Raw genomic sequence first — 14,044 nt, forward strand, 5'->3', positions numbered from 1 at the left:
ATCTGCAGATGATCACGCAGTCAAAACGGGGAGCCGCTCCCCGCCGACGCGTGCGGGGATGACAAGGGTTCCTGTGCTCGCATCACGTGCACTCGATGATCCGACCCGCGTTCCTGGACGCCGCCGAGACCGCCATGGCCCTGTTGTGCAATCCGAGACTGGCCGAGCAATGGTCCTCGCCCAGCGCACTTCCGGAGCGTTGCGGGTGAGCTTGCGTGAGTCCGCCGCAGTTCCGTCATCCGAGACACCGATCCCACGGGGAGCGCCTTGACCAGGCCCTTCAGGCTGAAGACCTCTTCGGCGACCGAAGGCGTCAGTGACGGGTCAGACTCAACGGGCCGCACGCGCCGCCGTCTGAGCGCGCGCTCCGCTGTCGCTACACGCCGGCCACGCACACGCCCGTCGGCCGGCGCGGACAGCGGGAAGCCCGGGGGCCGCCGCAGACGGTAGCGCAGTCAGCGCGGCTGGTGGCGGCGTTGGTGTGACAGGTCGGGGTGGTGGTGTCCGCCGGGATGGCTGTCGGGGTCCGTGTGGACGGTGGCGGTCATCAGGCGGGGTACAGCGTGGGTGAGTTGGTGTTCGGCGTCGGCGGCGATCTCATGGGCGGCTATGAGGGTGAGGTGGGTGTCGACGACGAGGTCGGCTTCGGCGTGCAACCGATGGCCGATCCAGCGCAGCCGAACCGCGGCTACGTCCCGGACGCCGTCGATGGTGCGGAGGGTGGCTTCGGCCTGGTCGACGATGGCCGGGTCGACGGCGTCCATGAGTCGGCGGTAGACCTCGCGGGCCGCGTCCTTGAGCACGAACGTGATAGCGACGGCGATGGCTAGGCCGACGACGGGGTCGGCCCAGTGCCAGCCCAGTGCGCCGCCGCCGGCCGCAGCGAGGACGGCGAGGGAGGTGTAGCCGTCGGTGCGGGCGTGCAGGCCGTCGGCGACCAGGGCGGCGGAGCCGATGCGCCGGCCGACGCGGATGCGGTAGCGGGCGACCAGCTCGTTGCCGATGAAGCCGACGAGGCCGGCGGCGGCCACCCAGGGCAGGTGGGTCACCTCGGCCGGGTGCAGCAGCCGGGTCACGGCGGTCCAGGCGGCGGCGAGGGCGGAGGCGGCGATGACGACGACGATGACGATCCCGGCCAGGTCTTCCGAACGCCCGTAGCCGTACGTGTAGGCCCGGGTCGCAGCACGTCGGCCGAGCAGGAACGCGATCCCGAGCGGTACGGCGGTCAGGGCGTCGGCGACGTTGTGCAGGGTGTCGCCGAGTAGGGCAACTGACCCGGACAACACGACGATGACCGCCTGGGCGATAGCCGTGACGCCGAGGCCGACCAGCGAGATCCAGAGCGCGCGTAGGCCATCACGGGAGGACTCCAACGCGGGGTCGACCTTCGCCCGCGAGTCGTGCGAGTGCGGGACGACGGCATGAGTCAGCCGGTGCCACCACCCAGCGAGCCAGCCGCCGTGGTGGCGGTCGTGGTCGTGCGAGTGGTCCTGGTCCTGGCTATGGCCGTGTTCATGGTCGTTCACCGCTTCTCCCCGCGTCCCGGCATGACAAGTCGGTACCCCTGACGGCCGCGATAATATGTGCTCATGTACGCACGCGACAATCGTGCAAGTGCCAATGACCTGCAACAACGCCTGCCGGCCGACAGCCACGTCGAGGCAGCTACGGACATGTTGCGGATGTTGGCCGATGGCACCCGGCTGCGGTTGATGTGGCTACTCGTCGACGGGGAGCACGATGTGACCGCGCTGGTGGCGGCGCTGGGTGTGGCGCGGCCGGCGGTTTCACAGCACCTCGGGAAACTTCGGCTGGCCGGACTGGTGACGGTGCGCCGTGAGGGCCGGCGGGCTCTCTACACGGCCCGAGGCGGGCACGTACGTCGGCTCGTGACCGAGGTAGTCCAGGCCGCGTCACACCGGGTGCGGGGCATCCCGGAGCACGACTGAGCAGCGAGGCTAGTCGACGGGCTTGGAGCGAGGATCGGAAAACCAGTCACGGGCGAACTCGCGGAGCGCGCCGGCGTTGACGACCTGGCAGGCGACGGTGCCGTAGACGTGGACCGCCTTGACGGCCTCTGTCTGACCAGTTGCGGGGCCGCCGACGACCTTGCCGGCGGTGGGGTCGGTGACAAAGGCCCGCACCTGGGCGAGCTGCTCGGCGGGCAGATCGGGTCGGTAGTTCACGATCACGTACCCGTCGCCGATGACGTGGCCGAACGAGGTGGCCGGCACCGTTTCGCCGGGCTCGAAGAAGTCCTTGGCCGGGTGCGCGTTGCCGGCCGGGAACGTTTCGGTGCGGTTGCGGACCTCGCACCCGTTGGACACCGCCTGAACGTCAGCCTGGATCGGGCGGAACGCCTCCCCACCGGAGGTGATAACCAGAACCGAGGCGGCCACCACACCAGCCGCGATCAGCACGCCATGCGACAGTCGCACATCCCGCAGGCGAGGCAGAGAGTTCCGCAGCACGTCACCGATCATGAACATTGCCACGACCGCGATGAGCTGCCCGATCTCGACACCGAGGTTGAACGCCAGCACCCGAGGGATGACGCCGTCGGCGGGCAGGCCCACCTCCTGCAACCGGGTCGACAGCCCCAGCCCATGGACCAGGCCGAAGCTGAACACGGCGGTGGCGAACCATGCCCAGTTCTTCGGACCTCCCCGCAAGCCGACGACGCCGACGAAGACCAGGCTCAACGCGACCACGACATCGACCATGACCGGGTTGATGTGCCAGTCGGCGACCGTCGCAGTGAACAGGGTGACGCTGTGGCCAAGCGCGAACAGCGAAATGAACTTCGCGGCGCGGCGGATCTGACCGGCCAGGAGCAGGATGCCGCCGACGAACAGCAAATGGTCCCACCCGGCGAGCATGTGCTTCGTACCCAGCCACACGAACCCGCCGACTGTCTCGCTCGATCCGCCGACACCGTGTGCCCAAGCCACTTCCGGCAACACCAGCACCACGCTCACCATCGCGGCACCGATGACCGCACCCCGTCGCACCGCAGCCAACATCAGCGCCACCCCTCGTCCTGATCACTCGCAGGCCAGGGGCCTGCCACGTCCCTAGGTAGTCGCCAGGGATGCTCGTTGAGTTCCCGGACTGCTGGAAGAAGTACGGGCGGCGCGGGAGCCAGGCCGTCAGCCACCAGGCAACGGTGACGAACGTTCGGCACCGGTCCACGGCTCCCGGGCAAGGTCTGTGCTTCCGCTAGCGGTGGTCGGCCCAGCAGCGCGGCTGTCAACAGCAACGGGCCCGAACGCGGACACCCGCTGCCGGAAGAGCGCGGACGGTCGCCCGAGGTACGAACAGGCACAGACAACCCCGGACGACTTGCACAGAGCTTGTAAGTGAGTGAACCGTGTGTGTCTGATGCCGCCTGGGGCACGTCTGGGTTACGGCATCAGCAGACCCAAGATCATGTCGATCTCAGGTCGTCTTAGGTGGACCAGCAGTGACTACCGATGACCGGCTAAGACTCTTCATGCGCAGGTCACGAGGCGCCTCGTCCACTTTGATCGACTGTGCCCATCGCCGGTATCAATACAAAGCCAAGTGTTGAACGCTTACGCCTGCGGCGGGGGAGCGAGCCAAGCCAGGGGCTGTCCGCTGAGGGCGGCGTCGGCAAGGCGGTGGGCGCTGGCGGTCTTCAGAGCCGCTCGTGAGCTGTCGATCCAGCGCTGCACGTTGTCGACACCTTGGTGGCGGTACTCGACGGCTTGGACGAGGCATTCCAGCTTGTCAGCGTCACGAGCGACGACAGCTTCTAATGTCTCGCCAGCTTCGTATTCGGTGACTGCGCAGGTGATGACGTCGGCAACGACTGGGGGACAGGCGGCGACCTGGTCGGCGGTGACGGCGGTGTTGGGTACGGCGGTGAGATAGCGCTTGGCGATGTGGGGGATGTCGGTGATGCGGGTTTCCTGGGTGTCGTGCAGGGTGCAGAGCATCGACACTCGGGCTGGGTCTGCGCCCTCCATGGCGGCGAGCATCATTCCGATGAGCGCCGTTCGGAAGGAGTGCTCGGCGATGGACTCGGGGTGCTTGACGCCGGCGAACCACCAGCCGGTCCGGGAGGCGCGTTTGAGGACGCCAGCTTCGAAGATGAAGTTCATCGCTCCGGCGGCGTCGTGATCGTCGGTCATCTGCCCGTCCCTGTGCCGGTGAGTCCGTCCGCCCGCAGGCTGTAGACGATTGAGTTTAGTTTCTGCCGCGACTGCGCGGAGATCCGGTCACTGTCCAGGAGCGGGACACTGCGGTCGAGGAGTGCCCGAGTCGCGGCGGGGTTGTCGAGAGCGAGACCGCGTCGTGCGGCCAGCAGAGCCCAGACGTTGTGGATGTTGAGGTCGACGAAGGGATGCCCTGGTTCGAGGCGATGGACCAGGTGCCGAAGAAGGATTGAGTCATGCCAGTCAGCGAGCGTTTCGGGCATGAAGGAGTCGTCGCGGTGGCGGTACGGGATCTCCCCCACCCAGTAGGCCGAGTAGTTGAGGGCTGCTCGCTCGCAGGCGTCGTCGGGGTGTGCGCGAGCGATGAAGTCTCGTAACGGTTCCGGGTCGCCCTGGTTAGCGAGGGACGTGACGACGGAGCGGGCGTCGGGCCACAGCGGTGACCAGGTGCGAAAGGTGGTCGTGCGGCGTGCCCGGTCAGTGGTCAGGGTGAGCCAACCTGCTGCTGCCTTGGTGGGGTCCATGCCGGCGAGGAAGCAGGCCTGCCGGTGCAGCAGCACGTTCCGATGCCGTCCGGCTGCGGCGCGATCGGCGAGCACGTGAAGGTGAGCGAAGAACGCACGTTGCCGGAAACGGGTCTGGCCAGGGCTCAGTCGAGCAGATAGCTGGCAGGGACCGCGTTGGTGAGCCAGACGCCGTTGGCGCTGCGGTGGAACACGTGCCCGTCGGCGGCCATCGCCGCCGCGTCGATGGTGAGGATCACGGCCCGACCGGCGCGTCGGGCGCCGACCCGGTGGGCGGTCTCGGTGTCGGCGGAGAGATGGACGTGGTGCCGGCCGCCGCGGTGCAGGCCGGCGGCCCGGATCGACTCCAGCGCACCGGCGCTGGTGCCGTGATAGAGCCGGTCCGGTGGGGTGACCGGGGGTAGCCCGAGGTCCACCGGGACTGAGTGGCCCTGGTTGGCCCGGATCCGCAGCACCCCGTCGGTGCCGCGCTCGACAGCGAACCGCTGCTTGTCGTTGCCGGCGACGACCGCGTCCAGCTCGGCCCGCTCGATCCGTAGGGCGGCGAGCAGAGCGTCGACGGGAGTCCAACCGGCCGGATCGAGCACCAGGCCGGCCCGGTCGGGATCGTGCCGGAGTGCCTTCGACATCCGTTTGCTCAACTTCACCAGGCGCTCGCGTTCCACGCTGGCATTGTGGTCGATCCCGTCGCTCGAATCGAGAGGTTTTCCGGCGACCCCGATCCCGGGTCCTTTCTCCGGTGAGCCTGTCGGGTACGAACCGCCGGCTCCAACCTGTCTACTGCGGAGGCGGGTCACCCCGAGATCGTCGCGTCCCGGACCCTCAAGGGGGTCGACTTCGGTGCCCGGGGAATCGGCAGGAACCTGGCCGACGCGAGGGGGTTCAGACCCGGGTGATCCGCACCGCGTCGGCGACCACGAGTCCGGTGCCGCTGGTCCAGCGACTCACGCCGACCTTGTTGCCCGTGCCCGCAGCCAGGGTGAACACGCCGAGCGAGACCCACCTACCGCCGTTGACCCGCTGATTGACGGAGACGGACCTGCTGCCTGTGGTGGTCTCCACAAGGTATGGCGTCTGGTTGTTGTAGCCCGCGTCGGCCGGGTACCAGACTGAGATCTCATAGCTTGCGGTCGCCGGGATGGTCGACCGGAACCAGGCGACGTCGCTGGACGACACCGGACTGGTAAACCGGTAGTCGGTGCCGAACCGTTGGCCGGAGTAGGCCGACGTGCCCCATGCAGTGCTCGCGGTGAACCCGCCCGAGGCGCTGTTGTCGATGGTCGTGGTCCACTGCTGCGGCGGCGGGGTCTGCGTAACCCTCACGTCGAGGTAGTTGCGGTCGATCTTCATCGTGACGCCACCCCACGTCTCGGTGACCTCCCCGGCGTACTGGTGCAAGCGCTGCTGGTTCGCGTAGTAGGCATCGGCGCAGTAACTTCCGGCATCGGTGTCAGCCACCCCGTTCCACCAGGCGATCCAGATCTGGTCGAGTCGCGTGTAGCTCGGGTTGTCGTATGCATCGCAGACGTCCTTGATGCCGGACGAACCGCTGGAGTACATGCCGGCGAGGTAGCCCCGTACGTGCAACTGCTCGGTCCAACCGGACAGGAACGACAGCACGGCGGCCCGGCACGACGCGTTCGACGGGTACTGCTCGATGTCGTTGTAGATGGTGCTCGCAGTGCCGATGCCCAGTGCCTGGGCGGCATTCGCGGCGCTGTTGGCCGCGGAGACGCCTTGCGACCGGGCGGTGGTGGGATCGGCGGACATCTTCGGTGTGCGGGTGCCGCACGGTGCCTGGTAACCCAGTTCGATGGGGATCAGCCGCCATCCGTTGCTGGTCTGGTTGGCCACCCAGCTTGCGGTGAGGTTGGGCTGGGAACAGGAGCGGCTCGCCCCGCTGATGTAGATGCCGACCGCGCCGTAGGGCGAACTGGCCCGCCACGCGTTCATCGTGGTCTGTGACGGAGCGGCGCAGGTGTCGAATCCCCTGCCGGTGAAGGTGCCGGGTTGCGGGCCGGTGGCCAGCGGGGTCACTGCAGTCGATGCTTGTGTGGGTGTCGCGGCCACAGCAATCGACTCGGCTGGCGCCACGATTGCTGCGGCAAGGGTGAGACTCGCCAGCCACCCGGCAGTGACTCTCACGTTGCCTCCATCTGAAGAAATTCTTGCCTGGGAACGGGCAGTGCGAAAGATTTCTACCATGAATCGATGAGTAGCAATAGAGGGCCGCCGGTGACCCAGCGCCGAGGTCAGCTGAGGGGCAGGCCCACGTAGTTCTCGGCCAGGCTGGTGGCGTACGCACGGGAGCTGGTCAGGTAGCGCAGCGTTGCGGTCTGCAGCTTCGCCTCGTACGGGCCCGGCGCTGGCGTCGCCGCTGGGCGATTGGGGTTGGCTGGAAGCGAGCATCGTCTCGGGTGATGTTCTTGTCCCCGGCAGCGATGTGCGGTCATACATCTGGTGTTGGGTCAAGGCCGACCGGGACGGGCCGATGACCCGTCGCCTGCTGACCTTCACGACCGACGCCGCCTGTCGGCCCGGCGGACCATCTTCGAGTTGCTGCTCCCAACACGCTGGGGCCGCCCGCCACTTCGGGCCGGCGAACTTCGCTGCGGCACCTTGGATAGGACGTTCCGGATGGCCTTCATGTAGCGCGTCAAGTAAGTGTGACCCGGCATTCAGGCTGGCGAAGAAGCGCCCGCAGGGTGACTTGCCCGATGTTGGATGGGGTTGGGGCGGTCGGCACGCAGCCCTTGGACGCAAACGCATCTGTCCGTGCCCACCTGCATGGGTGCCACAATCTTGGTCGCGGGCAGCTGACACAATCCCGGCGTGACCCAGATCGACGAGGTTCTGCATCAGCTGGGCAAGGCGTTCGTGGCGGGCCTGAGGGAGCCCGGCTACCGGCTAACCACCGTGCACCGGCATGGCAGTCAGAGCCAGACCTACACCATGGCCGGTGAACCGGCGTTGCTCGGCCGCTGGAACAACCTGGACCTCAACAATGCCATGGCGGCGCTGCCCGGGGTTGCCGGCGGTGGACTGGTCGTCGAGATGATCGGTGATCCGAGCGGGCGCTACACAATCCACTGGTCGCGGGACGTACCGTCGTTGCCGGCCCGGATCGTCCTCGACGAGGACTACCGTCTGCCCCGGCATGAACTGCCGCCAGCCCGTGGACCTGGCACCACCGATACCGGCGTCACCGATCCGGCGGTCCTTGCCGAGGTCGAGCGGCTGGTCGGCGAGTTCGCCGCACGGCATCATGCGCAGGGGTACGCGACCGGCTGCTCCGAGGAGGAGATCCTCGCTGCCGAACAGCACCTCGGGCTACGGCTGCCGGAGGATCTGCGGGCCCTCTACCGGCTGATCCGTGACGATAGCGGCGAGTCGGGACTGCTCGACCCGTTCGTTCTCGCACGCTTGGACGTGCTCGTCGAGTGGAACCGGAAGAACCACCCCGGTTACCAAGACGGTCCGTTTGACGACGCGATGATCTTCGAGTGCATGCCGGCCGGGCATGTGCGGCGCGTGTCCTCGAGCAACGGCTGGGTGACGTTCGCCCGCGACTACGGCATGAACTTCGCGGCCGTCGATCTCGATCCGGGACCGCAGGGCCGCATCGGTCAGGTGGTCACGCACGGGCGAGACGTGTGGGCACCGGTCGAATATGTCGCCGCCTCGGTCACCGACCTGATCCGCCGCGCGATCGCGACTCTTGACAACGAGCGCCCCTCACCGCCTGACCCCGAGATCAGGGCTGACAAGACCGCGGACCTGCCGGTGACGGCGCAGGGCGTTGTGCTCCGCACGGAAGCCCCGGTCTCCTTGGCTGAGTTCGAGCGCTTCACCAACCTTCGATCTTTGGTGATACGTGGAAAGGTCCCACGCGTCGATCTGACTCGTGCCGCCGTGCTCCAGATCGAACGCCTGCACGTGGAGGCGGCCCGATGGGAACTTGCCGCGCTGCCGCCGAGCCTCATTGACCTCACCTTGAGCGGCAACGACGAGCCGACGCCGGTCGCCGAGCTGGCCACCCTGCCGAACCTGGTCCGTCTGGATCTATCGGGGGCCGCGGTGTCGGACATCGACGTGATCGCGGCGTTCCCTGCGCTGCGAGTGTTGACCCTTGACGGCCCACAGTGGATACAGCTGCTGGCCTCCGGTTGGAAACCGGCCCAGCTGGCCGCTGCCGGGTTGGGCGGATCTGCCGGGGTGAGTGACGCCGCCCGCTGGTCTCAGGCATTCGGACGCGACAGCAGCTTCTACACCGTCACCGGCGATCTTTGAATCGTCTGAGTCAGATTGAACAGCGCCATGTCGGCTGCGCCTGAAAGCTGCAACGTGGTTCCGCTTGGCTTCTAGAGCTACCTACCAGACGGAGCGTCCCAGGCGTCGAACTCGTCGTCTCGCAGCTCACCCCACCGACGGTGGAAGGAGTGAGTCGCCATAGCGAAAGCATCGAATCTCACATGCCCACGTCCGCCGTGATCGGCGCGGAAGCGACCTAACGCGGCTACGGATCCTCGTGGCGAGTCAGGCCGCCCAACTTCTGGAGACGCCGAGGGCGGGACGTTGTTCGAGCGGTGGTCGACTGGACTGACTGGCAGAACCACGATTCGTTCCAAGCGAATTCCTCTTCGGCGGGTCGCCCGCTGCCGAAGCACATCACGGACCGTAGTCAAAACAGGCTAGCGTCGGCATCCGGATCTAGTCGATGTGCGGGCGTCTAGCCGGGACGGTGCGGCAGCGATGCGCAACCTGGCCATTGTCTGGGTCTCCGGCTCCGTCTTGCGGTTAGACGTATACGCCTATACGTTGTCTGGGTGCCCTTGGACGCGTCACGGAACAGCCTGGTGTTGCCGATCCTCGGACTCCTCGTCGAGCAGCCGGCGCATGGCTACGACATCACGACACGCCTACGCGAGCGATACGGACACCTATCGGTAACCCGCAGCACGGTTACGTCCCTGCTGAAGGCTCTCGAGAAGGCAGGCTTGGTCTCCTCCGGGCCGCCCGAGCGAGTCGGGAATCGGCCGCCACGTACGGCCTACGAGTTGACTGCCGCAGGTCTCGCCGACTTCCGCCACAAGGTCGAGGCTGGGGTACGCGACACCCCGGCCGCGTCCGTGGACTTCGTCATGGCTGTCGCCTACGTCGGAATTCTTCCGCTCGACCAGGCGGCGTGCATCCTGGACGGTCGCGCCGACCGGCTCGACCAAGAACTGGCTGCCCTTTCGGGGCTGCCCGACGGTGACGTACTCGAAGTGCACATGCTCGAAGTCGCCTACTGGCGCACCATCGTCGCCACCGAAGCCACCTGGATCAGGACTCTGGTGCGGCGGATCTGCGCGCGCGAGATCGGCTGGCCAACACAGCAAACCGACCAATACGGGAGTGCGGAAGCGTGAAGTTCGGTATCTATCCGGGCGGGCGGGCCGGCACGGTCTGCTCCCACCCACCCGATGCCGCCGCGATCCGCCACCTCGTCGACGACCTCTCGAACGGTCGCCCCTTCGTCATCCGTGAGTACGTGCACTTCCTCGGCGACCCAGCACCGCCGGACGTCGTCACCTCGCTCGGCGCCGAACACGAACTAGCGCACCTCACGATGCCCGACGAGTGGTACGTCGACGGAAACCGCGAGCTGGACCTCGTGGTCAGCTACATCCCCCGGGTCGCCGACCTCTCCGGATGGCTGGCCTTCCTCGACACCGTCATCGACCGTTACGGTCACCTGACGCGGTACCTCCAGGTGACGCTTGAGCCGAACTTCCCCATCCCGCTCATCGACGGAAGCGCACCCGGCGTGCTCGAGGCCCTGGTCCTCGGCATCCCGCACGCACGGTCCGCACTGGACCGGCGGGGTCTCCAGCACGTGCGGACCGGCTTCTCCGTCGCCGAACCACCGGAATGGTTGGGCGGCGACGACCAGTTCTGGTCGTACCTCTCCTCGATCCCGTACCAGGACTTCGCGGCCCACGTCGACTACGTCGGCCTGGGCCTGTACCCCGACGCCTTCTCACCCGTCGCCCCACGGGGCAACCCGGGAGACACCGCCTCCCTCACCACCCACGCCCTGCACCACTTGCGGGGCGGGTCGCTGCCCCGCGCGCACATCCCGCCCCAGACCCCCATCCACATCGTGGAGAACGGCACCCCGAGCGGGTCACCGCGCACCGAGCAGGCACAGTGCGACTCACTGTCGGACATGCTCGGCGTCATCATCACCGAACAAGAACCTCTGAACATCACCCACTACGAACTGTTCAGTCTCAGGGACGCCGACAGCAGCTCTACGGAACCCACCGGGACACTCGGCATCGTCACCGACACCTACCGACCCAAGCCCGCCCTAGCGGTCTACCGCGACATCGTCCGCAGCACTGGCCCGCTGCCAGTCACCAGACATCCCTGAGCGCGGCGAACCGAAACGCAGCGGGGCGAGCCAACGTCCACTATTGGCGCGCCCCGCCCGGGGTTGCCGATAGGGTCGTCGGCGTGGATGCGAACGAGATCACGCCGCATCTGGTTCCCAATCGCTTTGCGGATGCGACCGGACCCAGTCCAGGCGGTCCGGCCCGCGACCACTGCCGCTGCGTCGGCTACTCGGTCGCGACCCGGCCGAACAACGTCGTCTTCCACGCGGACCGTCAGGACACCGAGGCGGCGGGTTGGCGGCATCTGCTGACGCTGATCGACGAGGCCGCAGCGGATGGGCGGACGGTGTTCAAGCCGTTCGTGGAGCTAAGTGCTCCTGAGCGGCGGCAGATCGTCACGCTACCGGCGACGATCGCGAAGCTGACCGCCGTCAAACGTCTGGTGCTCTACGGCACGAACCTGGTTCGCATCCCGCCCGAGATCGGGTCCATGACCAGCCTCGAGGTCTTCGAGCCGTACACCTCCCACCGGCTGCATTGGTACCCGTACGAGCTGACCCGATGCACGAAGCTAGCCGACAGCACGGTGAGCACGCGCGTCCTCTATGGCAACTTCAAGTTCCGTCCGCCATTTCCCCGGCTGCGGGCAGTGACCAGCGCGGAAGAGGCGGACTTCGCCGCGCTCGACCCAGACGTGTGGGGCTGCGACGCGGTGCGAACCTGCAGCGTCTGCGGCGGGCCGGTTGACGGTGGGCTTCGCCAAGTCTGGATCTCTGGCCTGGTCGCCACCGACGTGATGCCGTTGCTGGTAAACGCCTGCTCCGCGGCCTGCGTGGCGGCACTGCCGCAGCCTTATCCTGGCTACCTCCCGACGCCGCACACCGGCGGCCCAGACATCGTTCAGCCGGCCGCCAGGCGGTAAGGCAGCTACCACGAGACCATCCGCAACTGTCGATGAGCGCGTTTACGTAGAGCGCGACGGGTCCGTGCCTGATCGCGATGATCGACGCGTGACGTACATCCCGGACCTGGCGTCCTATGACTACTACCCGGGCGCCCCGGACGCCATTGCCATTGGTTGGCTGGATTCGTGCATGCCCTTTACTGCAGGAGCCTGCCCGCGAGACGTTCGAGATGGCTTGGTGAGCCTCGGTGCCAGACCAGTACGGCTGATGCGTGGGCACCACTACTGCCAGTTCTGCGAGGCAGCGGTCGAGCGGCCCAGCCGACGAGCCAGCCGGCGAAGCCCTGCTCGGCGGACACGTGCCGGATCGGGGTGGCCGGCACCGCGGCGAGCAGTGCGCCCTTGGCGCTGTCGCGGTCCTGCCAGGACGCGGCCAGGGCTCAGACCGTGACCAGCAGCCGGAGGGTGCCGGTGACGATGAACCGCTTCCGGCCGTTGACCCGCCGTCGGTTCGCACAACGCCCGCGGCGTCGTCGGCCTCCTGAGCCCGCCGGTCGCGTAACCGGGGGCGGGTCGACGGCGCCGGACGGGGACCGGGCGGCGAGAAATGCGCCGCACCGACGCCATCACGTCCGGGCCCTGACCCGCTAGTGTGTGGAAACAGCGTTTCCATTCATGCCATCACAGGGCAGGGGACCAGCGTGCATCGCAGCCAGGAAGACACCGCCGTCGCGCCGGAGGTCGGCGAGCAGACCACCACGTTCGGCCCGCTCCAGCTCGCACCGGGCACGACCCGGACCAACATCAGCGGGTACTACTGGCTGGCGCTGACGTCGATCATGACGTTCACGTTCATCCCGGCCGCGCAGACGGCGCTACTCACCTCCATCCTGGGTGTGCCCAAGGGGGAGCAGGGTTCGATCGTGGGCACCGCTGGGCTGATCAGTGAAATCGTCCTGATCGCGGCGGTCGGCCTGGCCGGTGCCTGGTCCGACCGCCTCGGACGGCGCCCGATCGTGGTCAGCGGTTACATTCTGCTTGGCCTCGGCGTCGGCATGGCACCGTTCGTCGGCTCGGTCCTGCCCTACTACCTGGCCCGGGGTGTCGCCGCCGTCGGCGTGGCGATGGTCACCGTGATGCTCACGGCCGTGGTCGCCGACTACGTCCAGGACACCACCCGCGGCAGGGCCAACGGCATCCTCGGCTTCTGCAACGGTCTCGGCGCGCTCGTCACGTTCTTCGTGCTGATCAAACTGCCCGACATCTTCGAGGGCATGGGGATGGACACGATCGCCGCCCTGCGGGCGACCTACCTCATCGTCGGCGGGCTGGCCCTGCTCACCGCGATCCTGATGCGGCTCACCCTCCGGGGCGGGCTGGCGACAACGCACTCCGAGCACATCCCGATCCCGAGGCTGCTGCGCGAGGGCGTTGCCGAGATCCGGCGCCCCGGCGTCTCCTTCGCCTACCTCAGCGCCTTCGTCGCCCGAGCTGACCTGGCGCTCGTCGGCGCCTACCTCACCCTCTGGGCACAGCAGTACGGCACCCAGCACCTCGGGCTCAGCGAGGCCGAGGCGCTGGCCAAGGCAGGTCTGTTGCTGGGAGTGGCCAACGGCATCGCGTTGATCGGGGCACCGGCCATCGGCATCATCGCCGATCGGCTGTCCCGCACCGACGCGGTGCTGATCTCCCTGGGGACCGCCGCCCTCGGCTACACCGCCACGATCTTCGTCGGGGACCCGTTCAGCCCGCTCGGCTACGCCGTCGCCGCGCTGATCGGCCTCGGCCAGGTCAGCGCCGTCATCTCCAGTCAGGTGCTGATCGCCGAACAGGCTCCCAGCCGTACCCGGGGCTCGGTCATCGGCACGTTCGCGCTCAGCGGCGGCATCGGCATCATGATCGCGTTCGCCGCCGGTGGCACCCTGTACGACAACTGGCGCCCCGCCGGCCCGTTCGTCCTGTTCGGCATCCTGGCCGGGCTGGCCTGCCTGTACGGCCTGGCCGTGCGATCGAGGATCCCCAACCACCCGGTGGGCTGAAAACCCCAGCCGCACCCCG

The 14,044-nt window shown here is 67.6% G+C and carries 11 protein-coding genes and 1 pseudogene; 6 read left to right on the forward strand and 6 right to left on the reverse strand.

Translation table 11 applies throughout. The features are described 5' to 3' along the window. Positions 1–455: 455 nt before the first annotated feature. Positions 456–1,526 (reverse strand): cation diffusion facilitator family transporter, encoded by a 1,071-nt coding sequence (locus tag KBX46_RS17920; RefSeq protein ID WP_210793331.1) that lies wholly within the window; start codon positions 1,524–1,526, stop codon positions 456–458. Positions 1,527–1,589: 63 nt separating this feature from the next. On the opposite strand from KBX46_RS17920, the gene KBX46_RS17925 reads away from it, so the two are divergent. Then, positions 1,590–1,949 carry a metalloregulator ArsR/SmtB family transcription factor gene (locus KBX46_RS17925; RefSeq protein ID WP_210793332.1) on the forward strand — a complete coding sequence of 120 codons (360 nt, stop codon included), beginning with the start codon at positions 1,590–1,592 and terminating at the stop codon, positions 1,947–1,949. 9 nt (positions 1,950–1,958) lie between these two features. On the opposite strand, the gene KBX46_RS17930 is transcribed toward KBX46_RS17925, so the two are convergent. The 5 genes and pseudogenes from KBX46_RS17930 to KBX46_RS17950 form a co-directional block, all read right to left on the reverse strand. After that, positions 1,959–3,023 (reverse strand): HupE/UreJ family protein, encoded by a 1,065-nt coding sequence (locus tag KBX46_RS17930; protein ID WP_210793333.1) that lies wholly within the window; start codon positions 3,021–3,023, stop codon positions 1,959–1,961. Between the two features lie 552 nt (positions 3,024–3,575). After that, the gene (locus KBX46_RS17935) at positions 3,576–4,154 is read right to left on the reverse strand and encodes an HD family hydrolase (protein WP_210793334.1); all 579 of its coding nucleotides are present in this window, start codon (positions 4,152–4,154) and stop codon (positions 3,576–3,578) included. Then, a pseudogene (locus tag KBX46_RS17940) lies at positions 4,151–4,801 on the reverse strand (transcriptional regulator); the annotation flags it as partial. The pseudogene KBX46_RS17940 and the gene KBX46_RS17935, both read right to left, overlap by 4 nt. A 26-nt stretch (positions 4,802–4,827) precedes the next feature. Continuing rightward, positions 4,828–5,367, reverse strand: a complete 540-nt coding sequence (locus KBX46_RS17945) for an RNA 2'-phosphotransferase (protein WP_210793335.1) — start codon at positions 5,365–5,367, stop codon at positions 4,828–4,830. A gap of 217 nt (positions 5,368–5,584) precedes the next feature. Then, positions 5,585–6,739: a glycoside hydrolase domain-containing protein gene (locus KBX46_RS17950; protein WP_308159572.1), complete on the reverse strand. Its 1,155-nt coding sequence runs from the start codon at positions 6,737–6,739 to the stop codon at positions 5,585–5,587. A gap of 795 nt (positions 6,740–7,534) precedes the next feature. On the opposite strand from KBX46_RS17950, the gene KBX46_RS17955 reads away from it, so the two are divergent. The 5 genes from KBX46_RS17955 (at position 7,535) to KBX46_RS17975 (ending at position 14,025) form a co-directional block, all read left to right on the forward strand. After that, on the forward strand, positions 7,535–8,992 hold the full coding sequence (locus KBX46_RS17955) for an SMI1/KNR4 family protein (protein WP_210793336.1): 1,458 nt from the start codon (positions 7,535–7,537) through the stop codon (positions 8,990–8,992). Between the two features lie 536 nt (positions 8,993–9,528). Next, complete coding sequence (locus KBX46_RS17960) at positions 9,529–10,113, forward strand: PadR family transcriptional regulator (protein ID WP_210793337.1); 585 nt, start codon at positions 9,529–9,531, stop codon at positions 10,111–10,113. Further along, entirely contained in the window at positions 10,110–11,120 is a 1,011-nt protein-coding gene (locus KBX46_RS17965) for a hypothetical protein (RefSeq protein ID WP_210793338.1), read from the forward strand. The genes KBX46_RS17960 and KBX46_RS17965 overlap by 4 nt, the downstream gene beginning before the upstream one ends. 83 nt (positions 11,121–11,203) lie before the next feature. Beyond that, positions 11,204–12,004: a leucine-rich repeat domain-containing protein gene (locus KBX46_RS17970; RefSeq protein ID WP_210793339.1), complete on the forward strand. Its 801-nt coding sequence runs from the start codon at positions 11,204–11,206 to the stop codon at positions 12,002–12,004. 683 nt (positions 12,005–12,687) lie between these two features. Further along, positions 12,688–14,025: an MFS transporter gene (locus tag KBX46_RS17975; RefSeq protein WP_210793340.1), complete on the forward strand. Its 1,338-nt coding sequence runs from the start codon at positions 12,688–12,690 to the stop codon at positions 14,023–14,025. The last annotated feature ends 19 nt before the right edge of the window (positions 14,026–14,044 follow it).

It is taken from the genome of Micromonospora sp. C81 (genome assembly GCF_018070425.1).
In the GTDB taxonomy this organism is placed as follows: domain Bacteria; phylum Actinomycetota; class Actinomycetes; order Mycobacteriales; family Micromonosporaceae; genus Micromonospora; species Micromonospora zamorensis.